Source organism: Mesorhizobium sp. IMUNJ 23033 (assembly GCF_044778005.1).
GTDB lineage: Bacteria > Pseudomonadota > Alphaproteobacteria > Rhizobiales > Rhizobiaceae > Mesorhizobium > Mesorhizobium amorphae_A.
Genome location: NZ_JBJACT010000013.1, coordinates 133,168 through 147,838, shown reverse-complemented (window position 1 = coordinate 147,838; position 14,671 = coordinate 133,168). Strand labels below are relative to the sequence as shown.

General features: G+C 63.4%; 12 protein-coding genes. 9 read left to right on the top strand and 3 right to left on the bottom strand.

Annotation, left to right across the window (positions count from 1 at the left end):
- Nucleotides 1–79 precede the first annotated feature (79 nt).
- Nucleotides 80–1,363: an NAD(P)/FAD-dependent oxidoreductase gene (locus tag ACFX5Q_RS16470; RefSeq protein WP_404279638.1), complete on the bottom strand. Its 1,284-nt coding sequence runs from the start codon at nucleotides 1,361–1,363 to the stop codon at nucleotides 80–82.
- A gap of 229 nt (nucleotides 1,364–1,592) precedes the next feature.
- On the opposite strand from ACFX5Q_RS16470, the gene ACFX5Q_RS16465 reads away from it, so the two are divergent.
- From ACFX5Q_RS16465 to ACFX5Q_RS16445, 5 genes are all read left to right on the top strand, one after another.
- On the top strand, nucleotides 1,593–2,750 hold the full coding sequence (locus tag ACFX5Q_RS16465) for a fumarylacetoacetate hydrolase family protein (protein ID WP_404279636.1): 1,158 nt from the start codon (nucleotides 1,593–1,595) through the stop codon (nucleotides 2,748–2,750).
- Between the two features lie 300 nt (nucleotides 2,751–3,050).
- Nucleotides 3,051–3,983: a substrate-binding domain-containing protein gene (locus ACFX5Q_RS16460; protein ID WP_404279634.1), complete on the top strand. Its 933-nt coding sequence runs from the start codon at nucleotides 3,051–3,053 to the stop codon at nucleotides 3,981–3,983.
- Nucleotides 3,984–4,105: 122 nt separating this feature from the next.
- A complete protein-coding gene (locus tag ACFX5Q_RS16455; RefSeq protein ID WP_404279632.1) occupies nucleotides 4,106–5,092 on the top strand; it encodes an ABC transporter permease in 987 nt (328 codons plus the stop codon).
- A gap of 3 nt (nucleotides 5,093–5,095) precedes the next feature.
- Nucleotides 5,096–5,890 carry an ATP-binding cassette domain-containing protein gene (locus tag ACFX5Q_RS16450; protein WP_404279630.1) on the top strand — a complete coding sequence of 265 codons (795 nt, stop codon included), beginning with the start codon at nucleotides 5,096–5,098 and terminating at the stop codon, nucleotides 5,888–5,890.
- A 50-nt stretch (nucleotides 5,891–5,940) separates the two neighbouring features.
- Entirely contained in the window at nucleotides 5,941–6,963 is a 1,023-nt protein-coding gene (locus ACFX5Q_RS16445) for a LacI family DNA-binding transcriptional regulator (protein ID WP_404279628.1), read from the top strand.
- A gap of 299 nt (nucleotides 6,964–7,262) precedes the next feature.
- On the opposite strand, the gene ACFX5Q_RS16440 is transcribed toward ACFX5Q_RS16445, so the two are convergent.
- The gene (locus ACFX5Q_RS16440) at nucleotides 7,263–7,844 is read right to left on the bottom strand and encodes a TetR/AcrR family transcriptional regulator (protein WP_404279626.1); all 582 of its coding nucleotides are present in this window, start codon (nucleotides 7,842–7,844) and stop codon (nucleotides 7,263–7,265) included.
- A 245-nt stretch (nucleotides 7,845–8,089) separates the two neighbouring features.
- Here ACFX5Q_RS16440 and ACFX5Q_RS16435 point away from each other — a divergent pair, with 245 nt between their 5' ends.
- From ACFX5Q_RS16435 to ACFX5Q_RS16425, 3 genes are read left to right on the top strand one after another with little or no spacing between them, the layout of a single operon-like run.
- Entirely contained in the window at nucleotides 8,090–8,341 is a 252-nt protein-coding gene (locus ACFX5Q_RS16435; protein WP_404279624.1) for a hypothetical protein, read from the top strand.
- On the top strand, nucleotides 8,335–11,523 hold the full coding sequence (locus ACFX5Q_RS16430) for an efflux RND transporter permease subunit (protein WP_404279622.1): 3,189 nt from the start codon (nucleotides 8,335–8,337) through the stop codon (nucleotides 11,521–11,523). The genes ACFX5Q_RS16435 and ACFX5Q_RS16430 overlap by 7 nt, the downstream gene beginning before the upstream one ends.
- Nucleotides 11,524–11,540: 17 nt before the next feature.
- The gene (locus ACFX5Q_RS16425; RefSeq protein WP_404279620.1) at nucleotides 11,541–12,692 is read left to right on the top strand and encodes an efflux RND transporter periplasmic adaptor subunit; all 1,152 of its coding nucleotides are present in this window, start codon (nucleotides 11,541–11,543) and stop codon (nucleotides 12,690–12,692) included.
- A gap of 72 nt (nucleotides 12,693–12,764) precedes the next feature.
- On the opposite strand, the gene ACFX5Q_RS16420 is transcribed toward ACFX5Q_RS16425, so the two are convergent.
- Nucleotides 12,765–13,700 carry a LysR substrate-binding domain-containing protein gene (locus tag ACFX5Q_RS16420; protein ID WP_404279618.1) on the bottom strand — a complete coding sequence of 312 codons (936 nt, stop codon included), beginning with the start codon at nucleotides 13,698–13,700 and terminating at the stop codon, nucleotides 12,765–12,767.
- A 106-nt stretch (nucleotides 13,701–13,806) separates the two neighbouring features.
- Here ACFX5Q_RS16420 and ACFX5Q_RS16415 point away from each other — a divergent pair, with 106 nt between their 5' ends.
- On the top strand, nucleotides 13,807–14,595 hold the full coding sequence (locus ACFX5Q_RS16415; RefSeq protein WP_404279616.1) for a 2OG-Fe(II) oxygenase: 789 nt from the start codon (nucleotides 13,807–13,809) through the stop codon (nucleotides 14,593–14,595).
- The last annotated feature ends 76 nt before the right edge of the window (nucleotides 14,596–14,671 follow it).

Genomic DNA, 14,671 nt, shown 5'->3' with positions numbered 1-14,671 from the left:
CGTCCAACGGAATTATGAAATCGACTTAGCTTTTTCATATTCGTGAAACTGTCAAGCTGATTCATGGCTAGCCATGAAATCAGCGTTCGAAGGCGTCCAGCATCCGATACCAGGCGATCGTCGCGGCGACGCCAATCTGGCGGAAAGCGTGGAACGGGATCGGCCGGATCGGCGTCAGCGGGAACGGCAACTGGTTGATATCGCCGTTGGTAAGATAGCTCGCCATGCGCCCGCCGAGCGCGGTCATCAGGCCGACGCCGCGGCCCTGGCAGCCGACCACGGCGAGCAGGCCCGGCTCCGGCTCGTGGATATGCGGCAGATGGTCCGGCGTCATCGCCACACGGCCGAACCAGCGTTTTTCTATCGCAACGCCGGCAAGCGCAGGATAGAGCCTGACCAGCGCCCGTTCGAGATGCGCCCAGTCACCCTCACTGGTCGGCAGCGCCATGCGGCCGCGCCCACCCAGGACCAGCCGGCCGTCGGCGCTCTTGCGGTAGTAGACGAGGATGCGGCGCGAATCCGACACTGCTTGCCCTTCCGGCAGAATCGTCGCCGCGAGATTGGAAGACAACGGCGCCGTCGCGATCTGGAACGAATGCAGCGGCACGATGGTCTGGGCCAGGCCAGGAAGCAGGCCGCCTGTATAGGCGTTGGTTGCAAGGACAACCGCCTTCGCCCGCAATTCGGCGCCGTTTGCGGTCGAGACGCGCCAAAAGCCGGCGTCCTTGGCAAGTTTCACCACCTTCTGGCGCTCGGCGATCCGGGCGCCGGCGGCTGTGGCAACGCGCGCCAGTTCCGATGTATAGGCGAGCGGGTCGATGACGCCGGCGCGGCGGTCGAGCCAGCCGCCGAGATAGCCCTGCGCGCCAGTCATCGCCGCGATTTCCGCTTGGCTCAGAAGCTCAACATCGGCACCACGCGCCCGCCACTGCCTATCCCGGTTGGCTGCCGCCTTCAGCGCGGTCTCGGTGTGCGCGGCCTGGATCCAGCCATTGCGAACGAACGGCACCGCCAGTCTCTCGTCGCGGATCAGGTCGAACACCGCATCGGCTGTCGAGGCGGCAAAATTGACCAGCGCCTCGCCGCGTTCGAGCCCGAAATGCTCAAGCAGCCATTCCGGATCATACTTCAGGCCGGGGATGACTTGGCCGCCATTCAGCCCCGATGCGCCCTCTCCGATCGCGCCGGCCTCCAGTACCTGGACTGCAAGACCGAGGCGCGCCGCGTGCAAGGCGGTCGACAGGCCCATGATGCCGCCGCCGACGATGACGACATCGACAGGGCTGCCGGCCGGAAAAAGCGACGGGAATGCCGATACAGCCTTGGGCTTTTGCCAGATCGGATCGGAAAACGGTGCGGGCAAGGATCACCTGAGGTTGATTGTGCGTGAAAATCCTATTGTCGATTTCACATATTTGAAAGAGCGTTTCGATCTTGTTGCGACGCCTGTGGGTATTTGCCGGCCGGCGCCATCGAAAACCGCATCACGAACGGGATAGACCTTTGACCGGAATCCGACGAAAGTGCCGCGCCGATCGGCCCGCCTTTCAACCAAGGTGGACCGCCGTAACCAGACTGGGAGAACCGCAGCCATGATCAATCCAAGCCACCTGCCCGCCGACGGCCTGTTCATCGGCCGTGCTCGGACAGGCGAAGCGTCCTATCCGCTGGTGGTCACGGTGCGCGACGGCACGGTCTTCGACATCACATCAAGCACGGCGCCAACCGTTCGCGATGTCTGCGAAATGGCGGACCCCGCAGGCCATGTTCGCACCGCCAAGGGCAAGCCGATCGGTTCGCTCGACGCGATCGCCGCCAACAGTTTCGCGGCGACGCGCGATCCGGCAAAACCCTATCTGCTCTCCCCGGTCGACCTGCAGGCGGTCAAGGCCTCCGGCGTCACCTTCGTCGTCAGCCTGCTCGAACGGGTCATCGAGGAGCAGGCGCGCGGCTCGGCGGAAAAGGCCGACGCCATCCGCGCCGACATTGCCGGCCTGATCGGCCATGATCTTTCCAAACTGAAGCCAGGCTCGCCCGAAGCGATGGAGATCAAGGCCAAGCTGATCCAGCGCGGCGCCTGGTCGCAATATCTGGAAGTGGGCATCGGTCCCGACGCGGAGATCTTCACCAAATGCCAGCCGATGGCCTCGGTGGGTTTCGGCGCCGATGTCGGGCTGCATCCAGTGTCGACCTGGAACAATCCGGAACCGGAGATCGCCATGATCGCCGCCAGCAGCGGCAGCATCGTCGGCGCCACGATCGGCAACGACGTCAATCTGCGCGACGTCGAGGGACGTTCGGCGCTGCTGCTCGGCAAGGCCAAGGACAACAATGCCTCGGCGTCGCTCGGCCCGTTCATCCGGCTGTTCGACGACACCTTCTCCATCGAGGACGTGAAGCAGGCCATCGTGCGCCTGAAGGTCGAGGGCGAGGACGGGTTTTCGCTGGAGGGCGCTAGCTCGATGGCCGAGATCAGCCGCTCGCCGGAAGAACTGGTCGCAGCCGCCATGGGTCCGCACCACCAGTATCCGGATGGGCTCGCGCTCTATCTCGGCACCATGTTCGTGCCGTCGAAGGATCGCGGCGAAAAGGGCAAAGGTTTTACCCACAAGGTCGGCGACATCGTCACCATCTCGTCGGAGAAATTCGGCGCGCTGGTCAATCGTGTGCGGCTGTCGCCCGATTGCCCGCACTGGACCTATGGCGCCAGCCATCTCATGCGCGACCTCGCCAAGGCAGGTTTGATCTAGCCGGCCCGCGTCGCCTGCGACCCTTTCCTTGCTGAATGCCTGGACGGTTCGGCGGGCGAGGTTGACGGTCCGTGCCGACGAGGCTCCGAGCTTCCGGAAAATATCACCTCAACTGATGCGATCTGATGGGATTGCTGATGGCGCTGTGCCGTGCGCCAACGTCCATTGGCAGATGGAGGCTTGCCAGTGGCCGAAAAAGGGAATGCTCTTAGAGCGCCCGGTCGGTGCTGGTTGGAGATGCGGTCCGTTGGCCGCTTCGCGCCTGATGGGGAGGTCGTTTTCAACATGGGAGGAAATCAAATGCTGACGAGGCTAAGACTGCTCGTGCTTGGCTTGATCATGGCGCTTGCCATTCCGGCAATGGCGCAGGCCAAGACGTTCTACTGGATTTCGCATGGCGGCCCGGCCGACCCGGTCTGGACCTACTTCCTGGCCGGCGCCAAGCAATGGGCGACGGACACCGGCAACACCGTCAACACCTCGTTCCACAATAACGACGTGGCCTCGCAGCAGGAGGCGGTGCGTGCCGCCATCTCGGCCAAGGCAGACGGCATCGTCACCACCAGCCCCGACCCGGGCAGCCTGGTCGAGATCGTCAAGGAAGCGCGCGCTGCCAAGATCCCGATCATCAACTTCAACACGCCTGACCCGAAAGCCAATTTCAATGCCTATGTCGGTGGCGACAATGTCACCTTCGGCAAGCACTGGGCGCAGTATCTGGTCGACAAGGGCCTGGTGAAGAAGGGCGATTTCGTCTGGATGCCGGTCGAAGTTCCCGGCGCCACTTATGGCGTGCAGGAAGAGGAAGGCATCAAGAGCGTGTTCGAGCCGCTCGGCATCACCTACGAAATCACCGAAGCCACGCTCGACCAGGCTGAAGTGATCAACCGCATGGTCGATTATCTCACCGCCAACAAGGCCAAGGTCAAGGCGATCATCGGCCTCGGCGACCTCGTCACCGGCTCGATCAAGCGGGTGTTCGACCAGGTCGGCGTCAAGCCTGGCGAAATCCCGGTCGTCGGCTGGGGCAACTCGCTCGACACCACGCAGGAAGTGCTGAACGGCTACGTCAATGCCGGCCAGTGGCAGGACCCGCAGGCGACCAGCTATGTCGCGCTTTCACTGGCCAACATGGCTGCCAGCGGCATTCCTCCGGGCTTCAACGTCATCACCGGCGCGCTCTACGAGAAGGACACCGCCGAAGTGTACGACAAGATCCTGTCCGGCAAATAAGCCCCACGACTACCAGCGCCGCGCGCCTTTCGACGCGCGGCGCTGGACGCTATCGTCGCCGACCCCGCGCCGTCATCTACGGTGCAGGTCTCAGCCCATTCCATTCATGTCGCGGGTTGCTCGTGGAAAATCGTTCCCTCATCCAAGGCCTGATCGGCAGGCCGGAATTCGGGCCATTCGTCCTGCTCGTCATCGAGCTCGTCGTCTTCTGGGGTATCAATCCCGACTTCCTGTCGCCGCAGAATATCTCCAACATACTGGCCTTCACCGTCGAGCTCGGCCTGATCGCGCTGGCGATGACGCTTTTGATGACATCGGGCGAATTCGACCTCTCGGTCGGATCGCTGTTCGGCTTCTCGCCGGTGCTGATGTGGACGCTGTTCAACAGCGGTGCCACCTCGCTGGAGATGGGGCTCGTCATTGCGCTGGTCGTCGCCACCTTCATCGGGCTGGTCAATGGCTGGTTCGTGACGCAGCTCAAGATCCCCTCCTTCCTGGTGACGCTCGGCATGCTGCTGGTGGTGCGCGGCACTGCTTTGTTCGTCACCGACGGATTCCCGCAGCGGACCTGGAGCGCCGAAGGCAGCTGGCTGGCGGAAGCGCTGGTCGGCGATTTCTTCATCGGCCCGTTCCGTGTCTACATGTCGCTGTTCTGGTTCATCGCCGCCGCGATCGCGCTGGGCTACGTGCTGACCCAGAGCCGCACCGGCAACTGGATCCAGGCCGCCGGCGGCAACCCCAATGCGGCGCGCGCCCGCGGCGTCAACGTCAACGGCGTCAAGATCGGCCTGTTCGTACTGTCGTCGCTGATGGCTTCGCTTGCCGGCGTCATTTCCTCGCTGCGCACCTCGGCGGCCAATCCCAACAGCGGCACCGGCTATGAGCTGGAAGTCATCGCCATGGTGGTGATCGGCGGCACGGCGCTGACCGGCGGACGCGGCACGATCATCGGCACCGTGCTCGGCATCCTGATCCTGCGCGTGATGCGCAACGGCATCGTTCTGATCGGCGTGCCCGGCCTTGCCTACAACATCTTCATCGGCGCCATCATCCTCGGCATGATGGCGCTCCACTCGTGGCTGGAACGCCGGCATCAGTCAGGGACGTGAACCATGGCTGAACCGCTCATCCGCATGACGAACATCCGCAAGTCCTACGGGCGCGTGCAGGCGCTGGTGGACGCCAATTTCCACGTCAATGAACAGGAGATCGTTGGGCTGCTCGGCGACAACGGCGCCGGCAAGTCGACGCTGATCAAGGTGCTGTCGGGCGCGGTGCCGCTGACCAGCGGCGACATCTTCATCCGCGGCAAGAAGGTGAACCTGCGCAGCACCAGCGATGCCATCGCCCACGGCATCGAGACGATCTACCAGGATTCAGCACTGGTCACGCAATTGTCGATTGCCCGCAACCTGTTCCTCGGCCGCGAGCCGATCAAGCCGCCGCGCTTCCTCAACCGCATGGACCAGGAGGCGATGAACGTAGTGGCCCGCGATCTGCTGAAGCAGGTCGGCATCTCCAAGAACATTCCGCCGACCACGCCGATCGGCTCGCTGTCGGGCGGCGAGCGGCAGGCGGTGGCGATCGCGCGCGCCATGCATTTCGACAGCGACCTGATCATCCTCGACGAGCCGACCAACAATCTCGGCGTCGCCGAGACGCAAGGCGTATTGAGCTTCGTCCGCAACGCCCGCGATTCCGGACACTCCTGCATCTTCATCGCCCACAACATCCATCACGTCTTCCAGGTGGTCGACCGCATCGTCGTCATGCGCATGGGCAAGGTCGTGGCCGACGACATCGATCCGAAGAAGACCAATGTCGCCGAGGTCGAGCGGATCATCACCGGCATGTCCGACAAGGAAATCCGCGCGGCTCTCGCAGAGGACACGCAACGGCCAGGCTGAGCACCACCCATCGCTGGCACAGGATCGCAGCAGCTCCTATGACTGTGACAATGAAAGCCACCGTTGCCGATATCGCCAGAAGCTGCGGGCTGTCGACCGCAACGGTCGACCGGGTGCTGAACAACCGCGCGGGCGCCAGCGCCGCCAACCGGCAGCGCGTGATGGAGGCGGCGAGGCAGCTCGGCTATCTGCCCGTGGTCGACCAGGTGGCGTTGCCGTCGAGGCCGGCGCATCTGGAATTCTTCCTGCCGATCGGCTCGAACGCCTTCATGATCGATCTGGCCAAGCATATCGAGGACTATGCCGCGCGCCTGCCGCTGGTCGCATCCTGCCGCATCCACAGCCTCGCCGGCATCGCGCCCGGCGCGCTGCAGGGTGCCATCGAAAACCTCTCGCTCAAGGCGAACGGCGTCGGCGTCATCGCCGTCGATCATCCGAGAACGCGCAACATCCTGCGCGAGGTGGTCGAGGCCGGCATCCGCCTGGTCACGCTGGTCTCGGACGTTCCGGCGGCACCGCGCTCGGCCTATGTCGGCATCGACAACCGGGTCGCCGGCCGCACCGCGGCACTTTTGATGGGACGGTTCCTCGGCGGCCGCACCGGACATCTGGCCATGGTCGTCGGCTCACGCTCCTATCGCGGCCATGAAGAACGCGAGATGGGCTTCCGCTCCGTACTCTCAGAGGAATTCCCCAACCTCAGCGTCTCGAGCGCCGTCGAGATCAATGACGAGCCGGAGGTGAGCTACACCGCGACGATGAAGGCGCTGCACAACGAGCCTGAATTGCTCGGCATCTATTGCGTCGGCGCCGGTCGCTCGGGCGTGGCGAAAGCACTGCTGGAGGCAAGGCCGAAGAAGAAGCCGGTGTTCATCTGCCACGACCTGACCAGGGAAACGCGCGGCTATCTGGTCGACGATATCGCCGATGTCGTCATCGACCAGAATGCGCGGCTGATCGCCGAACAGTCGGTCATCCGCCTGCTCGGCTCGATTGCGTCTTCGGCGCCTTACCTGACGAAAAAATTCATCGAGCCACGCCTGATCTTCAAGGAAAACGTGCCGGTTCAATAGGTTAGTGCGCCGCAGCAAGGTCGCTTTGTCCGGATTTGTCGGAGGAATGGTGGCTGATGCGGCAATTCTGCACACCTGCTATGCAACTTTTATGGTTGCCGAATCATTAAGCAATCGGTAGATATCTGGGTGTCGGCCATCTACTCCTCCCAGATGCGATGCCGACGCTGAATGCGGCGCACCTCCTCCCGCGTCTCATTCGAAATCGAGCCCGCTGCCACCTCCTCCCGGCAGCGGGCTTTTTTCGTTCCGGGTACAGATTCAGGATTCTTCAGCGTCAAAAACGCGAAGCGTCGGTCCTATCGCGCCCGGAACGACGCAATCAAACCCTCCGCCATGCGCACGAACTGCGCGCTCGGGCCTTCGGCGCCGACGCTCTGCATCGAGACGCGCGCGCCCTCGAGCAGCAGCGACAGCGTGTCGGCGAGAAGCTCGGCCTGGCCGACGCCTGCGTCGCGGCAGAGCGCCACCAGGCGGTCGCGCTGGGCTTCCTTGAGTTCCTTGATGACGCGTCGCGCCGGATGATCGGTCTCGCTGAGCTCGATGGCGGCATTGGCCATGTCGCAGCCGCGGCTGTCGGCGTTGAGCATATCGGCGGCCTTGCGAACCCAGGCATGCAATTGCCCGAGCTTGTCGCCGGGATATTCGGCCTCGAATGCGTCCCATATCGCGGCGGCCTTGCATGCGGTGGCGCGCAGGCATTCGATGATCAGGTCGTCCTTGGACTCGAAATGACGGTAGAGCGTCATCTTGTTGGTGCCGGCGGCCTCGGTGATGGCATCGACGCCGACGCCCTTAATGCCATGTTTGTGAAACATGTCCTGTGCCGTCTCCAGGATCCGATCCCGGGGCCGAACGCGTTCCGTAGTGCCGTCTGTCATCGAAGTCTCCTTGTCTCCCTAAAAATTCGGCGCACCTCTTGACTAGGGTGTTACCGGTCTGTAACGTCACGAATGTTACTTACTGGTAACACCCGTCTTGCCTCCCGTCAACGACAGGTATCGCCGTTGGGGCCTACCGGACGAAATAGGGCAAGAACACTGCATGTCATGCGGCTTCGGCCGGTGAGAACGAGAAAAACGGTTCGCGATCATCCGATGCGAATCGCCAGCCAGGAGCCGCTCCTATGTCGCAGCGCAAGGATTTGACGATCGATGAAGCCATCCGGGATCCGATGATCCGGCTGGTGATGAAGGCGGACCGGGTCGATCCGCGCGCCTTGGAGGCGACGCTGCGTTCGCTGGCGGCCGCGCAGGCGCCAGCCCGCAAGGCGGCGCCGCGCTTTCCGGAAGAGACGGCGCGCGGCCGGCAGCTGTCCAGAATCGCCAACGCGTTTGGCGAAGCAAAAGCATTCAACGAGGCCTGCGTGTCATGGTGAACTATTTCATCCACCGCCCGATCTTCGCGTCGGCGATCGCCATCATCATGGTGCTCGCCGGGGCGATTTGTTATTTCCTTTTGCCGGTCTCGCAGTTTCCCGACATCACGCCGCCGCAGGTCGTGGTCAGCGCCCATTATCCGGGCGCCAGCGCGCAGGTGGTCGCCGATACGGTGACGACGCCGCTGGAGCAGCAGATCAACGGCGTTGAAGGCATGACCTACATGTCGTCGTCGAGTTCCAATGACGGCTCCTCGACCATCACCATCACTTTCGATGTCGGCTATCCGCTGAGCACGGCGGCCGTCGACGTCCAGAACCGCGTCTCGCAGGCCGCCTCGTCGCTGCCGGCGATCGTCAACCAGGGCGGCGTGACGATCAAGAAGCAGAACCCGAACTTCGTTCTCATCGTCAACCTGACCTCGCCCGACAAATCGGTCGACCCGGTGGCGCTGAGCAACCTTGCCTATCTGCAGATCGTCGATCCGTTGAAGCGGTTGCAAGGCGTCGGCGACGTGCAGATCTTCGGCGAGCGCCGCTATTCAATGCGCGTATGGCTCGACCCGGACAAACTTGCCAATCTCGGCATCACCGCAGTCGACGTCCAGAACGCCATCTCGGAACAGAACGTCCAGGTGGCGGCCGGCAAGATCGGCCAGTCGCCGGCGCCCGCCGGCACTGCTTTCGAAATGCAGGTCAGCGCTGTCGGCCGCCTGAGCGACCCGAAAGAGTTCGGCGACATCGTCGTGCGCGCCAACACCGACACCGGCTCGCTGGTGCGGCTGAAGGACGTCGCCCGCATCGAGCTCGGCGCGCTGCAATATTCGTCCTCGGCCTTCTTCGGCAAGGACCCGACCGTGGTGCTCGCCGTCTACCAGATGCCCGGCTCCAACGCGCTCGATCTGCAGCAGCGCGTCAAGGACAAGATGCAGGAGCTGTCGGCGCGTTTCCCCAAAGGCGTCTCCTATGCCATGCACTATGACACGACGCGCTTCGTGTCGGCCTCGATGCATGACGTGCTGATCACGCTCGGCGAAGCGCTGGTGCTGGTCGTGGCGGTGGTGTTCATCTTCCTGCAGAGTTGGCGCACGACGATCATCCCGACCATCGCCATTCCGGTGTCGCTGGTGGCGACCATGGTCGTCATGGAGATGCTCGGCTTCTCGCTCAACATGCTCTCTCTGCTCGGCATGGTGCTGGCCATCGGCCTTGTCGTCGACGACGCCATCGTGGTGGTGGAAAATGTCGAACGACAATTGGAGGCGGGTCTCAAACCGCTGGCGGCGACCAAGGCCGCGATGGCCGAAGTCACCGGACCGATCATCGCCACCACAGCAGTGCTGATGGCCGTCTTCGTGCCAGTCGCCTTCATCCCCGGCGTCTCGGGCAAGCTCTACAACCAGTTCGCACTGACAGTGGCGATTTCGGTCGGCATCTCGGCCTTCAACTCGCTGACGCTCAGCCCGGCGCTGAGTGCTGCCTTCCTGCGCCATCGCGGCGAGACGCAGTTCGCGCCGTTCCGCTGGTTCAACACCGGCTTCGACAAGCTCTCGCATGCCTATGCGCATGGCGTGCGCATCCTGATCCGGCTGCGCTGGATCATGCTCGGCCTGTTCGCGGCCGGGCTGGTCGCCACCTACTTCGTCTGGCAGAAGCTGCCCTCGACCTTCCTTCCGGTCGAGGACCAGGGCTACTTCTTCGTCGTCATCCAGCTGCCTGACGGCGCCTCGCTGGAACGCACCGACGCGGTGGCGCAGAAGGCGCGCGACATTCTGCAGGCGACGCCTGGCGTCGACATCGTCGGCTCGATCAGCGGCCTGAACTTCCTGACCAGCGCGGCACAGTCGAACTCGGCGGTCGAGTTCGCCATCCTGAAGCCTTGGGAAGAACGCGGCCCCGACCAGAGCGCATCGAAGCTCGTCGCCGATGTGCGCGGCAAGCTGATGCAGATTCCGGAAGCCTTCGCGCTGTCCTTCGATCCGCCTTCGATCCCGGGTATCGGCACCACGGGCGGCTTCGAATTCGTCGTCGAGGATCTCACCGGGCGCGGCAGCGTGGCTCTCAACGATGCGACGCAAGCCGTCATCGCCGAGGCGCGCAAGCAGCCGGAAATCAATCCGCAGCAGCTGTTCTCGCCGTTCTCGACCTCGACGCCGCAGTTCAACTACGACCTCGACCGCAGCAAGGCCAAACTGCTCGGCCTCAACCTGCCCGATGTCTTCAACACGCTGCAGATCTATCTCGGCTCGCTCTATGTGAACGACTTCAACCTGTTCGGCCGCACCTTCCGGGTGACCATCCAGGCCGACAAGGATGCACGTGCCGGTGCGGCCGACATTTCGCGGCTCTATGTGCGCAATGCGTCTGGCGGCATGGTGCCGCTCTCGACGTTGGGCAAGCTGGTGCCGTTCGTCGGTCCGGAAACCGTCCCGCACTACAACAACAACGCCTCGGCCACGATCAATGGCGGCGCTGCCCCCGGCTATTCTTCGGGTCAGGCGGTTGCCGCGATGGAACGGGCCGCTGCCACCGCGCTGCCAAGGGATTTCGGTTTCGAGTGGACCGGCATCACCTTCCAGGAGCTCAAGGCAGGATCGATCGCGTCGGTCGTCTTCGGCCTCGCCATCGTCTTCGTCTTCCTGATCCTGGCGATGCAGTATGAAAGCTGGGCGATGCCGTTCATGGTGCTCTTGGCGGTGCCACTGGCCCTGTTCGGCGCCTTCGCAGCCCTGTTCTTGCGCGGCATGCAGATCGACGTCTACTCGCAGATCGGCTTCGTCATGCTGATTGGCCTCGCCGCCAAGAACGCGATCCTGATCGTCGAGTTCGCAAGGCGGCGACGCGAGGAAGGCCTCACCATCGTCGACGCGGCGATGGAAGCCGCACGGCTAAGGTTGCGGCCGATCCTGATGACGGCCTTCGCCTTCATCCTCGGCGTGTTGCCGCTGATGTTTGCGACGGGCGCCGGTGCAGCAAGCCGGCAGTCAATCGGCACCACCGTCTTTGGCGGCATGGTGGCAGCGACAATCCTGTCGCTGGTGTTCGTGCCCGTCTTCTACGCGGTGATCGAACGGCTGCGCGAAGGCCGCGAGCGCAGCGAGCCCACGGCCGCACATGAACAGGACAATATTGAACCGACTGCCGAACCAGCGCCGATGCGCCTGGCCGAAGCGGCCGAATAGGATTGGAGATATTAATCATGCGTAAATGGAAAATCGCTTTGGGAACGGCCGTCGCGCTGGGCGCGATCTCGGTGGCGAGCGTGCATCTGCTCGACATGGGCAATCTCGGCGTCAATGCCGGCACCGCAGGGGCGGCTCCAGCTCCGGCGGCGTTCGTCATGCCGGTGCCGGTGGTCGGCGTGGTCCGCAAGACCATCCCGATCTATCTCGACTATGCCGCGCGCACCGAGCCGATCCGCAGCATCACGTTGCAGGCGCGCGTGCCGGGCTATCTGCAGGAGCAGGCTGCCGCCGACGGCAGCGACGTCAAGCAGGGCGACCTGCTCTACAGAATAGCTCCGGAGGATTTCCAGGCGGCTCTCGACCAGGCCAAGGCGCAGGTGCAGCGCGACACGGCAACACTCGACTATGCGCGCTCCAATCTCGGCCGCGGCACGGAGCTCGCCAAGAGCGGCTACCTCGCCAAGGACAGCTTTGACCAGCGCACCAGCACGTTGCGCGAGGCCGAGGCGTCACTGGCGGTCAATCAGGCCGCGGTGCGAACGGCGGAGCTCAATCTGAGCTATGCCGAGATCAAGGCGCCGTTCCCCGGCCGCATCGGCCGCAACCAGGCCTCCGTCGGCACGCTGGTCAGCGTCGGCGGCACGGTGCTCAACACGCTGGTGCAGCTCGATCCGATCTACGTCACCTTCAATCCGAGCGAAACGGATCTGGCGCAGATAGAGCAAGCCAAGGCGGCAGGCCCAATCAATGTCGATATCCTGCTTCCCGGCGAGACGGAGCCGAGCCAGAAGGGTCAGCTCACCTTCATTGACAACACCGTCGACCATTCGACCGGCACCATCACGGCACGCGCGACGATCGGCAATGCGAAGTTCACGCTGCTGCCCGGCCAGTATGTCCGGGTGCGGCTGCACATCAAGGAACAGCCCGACGCGCTGATGGTGCCGCAGGTGGCGCTCGGCTCCAGCCAGCTCGGCAAATACCTCTATGTCCTCGGCAAGGGCAACACGGTCGACCAGCGCATCGTGTCACTCGGGCCGGTCAATGGCGATCTCATCGCCATCTCCAGCGGCATTGCCGAAGGCGATCAGGTCATCACCGGCAATCTGCAGAAGATCGGACCCGGCATGCCGGTTTCGCCGCTGCCCCAGAAACCGGCCACCTGACAACCCCCGTCAGGCCCGGTCCAACGGCGACCTCGGCCTCAAGCCGGGGGCGCCGTTTTGCTGTTTTTGCTTTTACGCAATTCCGGACGGAAAACCGCTGCGCACTTTTCCTGGAATTGCTCCGAGCAGTTCGACAAGGCCGGCGACGTCGGCACGCTCGGCCTTGGCCGGCAGCATGAAGGCGCAGTAGGGATGGCCAAGCCGCACCGAGACCGGTGACAGCGCGATGAGGCGCCCCGTCTCCAGATCGGCGCGAGCCATGACCCGCTGGCCAAGCGCGATGCCGAGGCCGAGCCGGGCCGAGGCGATCGCCAGGCTGGACAGGCCGACGCGCCGTCCTTGCGACGGATCGGGCGAGCGGTTTTGTCCTGACGCCGCGAACCAGTCCGCCCAGCTCGGATGCGTGGCATAGTTCGGACCCCAGTTGGTGTGGATGAACATGCTGTCGTGCACGCCCTCGAGGCCGGATGCGCCATTGCCGTGGTGACGCCAGAAGTCCGGCGCGCAGACCGGCAGCACATCGTCATGGACGAGGCGGACGAGCTTCAAGCCGGGATAGTGATAGTCGCCATAGCTGATGCGCAGGTCGATGTTCTGACGGGCGATGTCGACAGGGTCATCCTCGACCCGAACGTCGATCGCCATCTGCGGAAAGGCCTCCAGAAGCACTGCCAGTTTTGGCGCCAGCCACAGTTCAGCCAACGAAAACGGCACGCTGACGACGAGACGCGTCCTCAAGCCGCCTTCCAGCATGCGCCGCCCAATCGCGGCGATATCACCCAGAGCGCGCGACGCTTGCGGGTAGATGGCGTGGCCGGCATCGGTCAGTGCGATGCGGTTGCCGCTGCGCACGAACAGCTGCTTGCCGAACCAATTTTCCAGATTGCGGATCTGCTGGCTGACTGCAGCCGACGAGACGCCGAGTTCGGTGGCGGCCAGTGTAAAACTGGCGGTGCGCGCGGCGACTTCGAACGCCCGCACTGCATTCAGCGGCGGAAGCTTTTCCATGCCGTCTCCTCCCCAAGTTTTTCTTATGAGAGACTAACAATTTTCTGCGTTGAGAGAAAGATTTCCTTGCTGTCTAGTGACTGCAGGATTTCACGAGGACGCGACGATGAAAGACATTCTCGACCTGGACCGCTACCCACTCGACCGCGAGGGCAGCCCCGAATGGAAGCGCCTTCTGGCTGAGTCCGTCACCGCACTCGAGGCTGACGGCATGTTCAATCTCGAAGGTTTTCTGCGCCCCGGCGTCGCCGAGAAGGCTGCGTCGGAAATCCAACCGGTGATGGACACGCGCTCGCACATCCACAAGCGCACGCACAACATCTACTTCAAGCCTGATATTCCCGAGCTTGCCCCCGACCATCCGGCGCTGCGCAAGGTCGAGACCATCAGCCACACCGTCTGCGCCGACCAGATTCCCGGCAGCACAGTGCTCGCCATCTACGAGTACGAACCGCTGCTGCGCTTCCTGGCGGCGGCGATGGGCAAGCAGCAGTTGCATGTCATGCAGGATCCCCTCGCCCGCACCAATGTCATGGGCTACCGCGCCGGCGAGGCGCTCAACTGGCATTTCGACCGTTCGGAGTTCACCACGACGCTTCTGCTGCAGGCCGCCGAGCGCGGCGGCGATCTCGAATACCGCACCGATCTGCGCTCGGACGACAATCCCAACTATGACGGCGTCGCGAAACTGCTCGAAGGACGCGACCCCGAGGCGAAGATATTGCGGATGAAGGCGGGCACGCTGAACGTCTTTCGCGGCAAGAACACCGCGCATCGCGTCACCACCGTCGAGGGCAATCGCGAGCGGATGATCGCGGTGTTTTCCTACTACGAGAAACCGGGCGTGATGTTCAGCGCCGAGGAGCGGGTGGGCTTCTACGGAAGAGCCGCATAACGCACCGCGGATCAGAAAAGCGCACCGCCAAGAAACTCACTATTGCTAGATTGTCGACAATCTGCTTGTCTTACTT